Origin of the sequence: Nonomuraea sp. NPDC001636 (assembly GCF_040298265.1) — a bacterium.
GTDB lineage: Bacteria > Actinomycetota > Actinomycetes > Streptosporangiales > Streptosporangiaceae > Nonomuraea.
This window is the reverse complement of the sequence record NZ_JBEOZT010000093.1, coordinates 1-1514: the sequence shown is the minus strand read 5'-3', so window position 1 is coordinate 1514 and position 1514 is coordinate 1. Positions and strand designations below refer to the sequence as shown.

2 protein-coding genes are annotated in these 1514 nt (G+C 72.3%); both read right to left on the bottom strand.

Annotation, left to right across the window (positions count from 1 at the left end; translation table 11 throughout):
• Positions 1-153: 153 nt before the first annotated feature.
• Positions 154-1194: a YqaJ viral recombinase family nuclease gene (locus tag ABT158_RS51175; RefSeq protein ID WP_352366763.1), complete on the bottom strand. Its 1041-nt coding sequence runs from the start codon at positions 1192-1194 to the stop codon at positions 154-156.
• On the bottom strand, positions 1194-1448 hold the full coding sequence (locus ABT158_RS51170; protein ID WP_352366761.1) for a hypothetical protein: 255 nt from the start codon (positions 1446-1448) through the stop codon (positions 1194-1196). Before ABT158_RS51170 ends, ABT158_RS51175 begins: the two co-directional genes overlap by 1 nt.
• Positions 1449-1514 lie beyond the last annotated feature (66 nt).

Below are 1514 nucleotides of genomic sequence, written 5' to 3'. Positions count from 1 at the left end.
AGGCGATGACGGCGCTTGCCGACTCCGCGTCCTTGGTGAGGTCGCCGAGGTCCGGTTCCGTCAAGTTCGAGGCCACATCCACTGCGGCCTCGCGCGGCTCTTCAGCGGCCACCTCGCGGCCGGCGGCCTTCGCCGCGTTCTCGCGCAGACCCATCAGATGTCTCCCTTGAACTTCTTCGCGATGTCGATTCGCTCGGTCGGGTTGGGCGTCACGCACGCCGCGTAGGCGTCCGGCCAGCGCTCGGCGAGCTGCTCCAGGTCGACCCGGGGCGCCGCGTTCGACGGCTCCAGCGAGTAGGCGCGCTCACCGCCGATCAGCGCGGACTGGGCGTCGCCGAGGGCGGCGATCATCCGGGCCTTCGCGGCGGTCTTGGCCTTCTTCTCCGCGGTCTCGGCGCGCTGGTGCATGCCGTAGTCGAGGAGCGCGTCGAGGGCCTCGCCGTTCAGGTCGATGTCGACGGCCCCGGAGCGGCTGGGGTGCAGGCGACGGAACAGGCCGGTGAGGGCGTCGCCGTCGCCGGTGGGCGCCGGGGCGACCTGGGCGAGGACGTGCTCCTCCCAGAACCGGTCCATCGCGGCGCTGATGTCGGCCATGACGTCCGGGTACGCGTCGCGCCGGACGGTGCCCTGGTGGTACTCGTTGCCGCCGATGAGGACGGCGAAGTGCATGTGCTCGTACCCGTTGACGATGATTTGCCAGAGGATCTGGGCGAGAACGTCGTCCGGGGCGCCGGCGTGCCACTGTGCGGCCTTGAAGGCGGAGCGGGTCTTAACCTCCAGCGCGCACGGGGCCTGCTCGTCCTCGGACAGCGGGCACTGCGTCACGATGCGGTCGAGGGTGGTCATCCAGTGGGGGTGGTCGACGTGGGAGACGAGACCGACGCGGCGGATCACGCTGCGGTTCTGCATCGCCCAACGGCGGGCGACGGGCTCCTCGTTGACGGTGCCCCAGTAGGCGGCCTCGCCCGCGTCGTCGACGTCGTGCCCGAGCTTGTCGAGGTAGACCTTGAGCGGCGGGTTCTGCTTGATGAGGCCGAGGACGGCGGGGACATCGCTGGACCCGATGCCGGAGCGGCGGGCCTGGAGCCAGACGTCGCGGTCGGCGTCGGCAGAGAGGATGAGGCGGCCTGTGGGGGTGACCCGGCGGCCGGCGGCCGGGGCCTGAGCGGCCCCAGCCTGCGCGGTGGTGGTCATCAGTGCTGGTCCTCCTGGGCGGCGACGCCCGCGGCCTGCTTCCAGGCGTTCCACTCCGGGAGGGGAGCGCGAGGGGCGGACCGGGTCGGGTCGGAGAGGGCGGTGGCGGCGGCGAGCGCGAGAGTGGCGTGCGCCTGGGCCATCGCAATGTGGTGCCCGGCGTCGGGGTGCGCGGGCCGCCCACCCGGGCGGTCGGTGTAGGACGCGGCGCTGAGGTGGCGCTCGGCCTCGCGGTAGTGCTCGGGCCCGGTCACGCGGCGCTCCTCAGGTTCAGGAGCCGCTCGGTGTACGTACGGCGCTTCGTGATCTCGTTGTCGTGG

Excerpts from the sequence above, each read along its gene's own strand:
- ABT158_RS51175 (WP_352366763.1), bottom strand. The coding sequence starts at position 1,194 with ATGACCACCACCGCGCAGGCTGGGGCCGCTCAGGCCCCGGCCGCCGGC.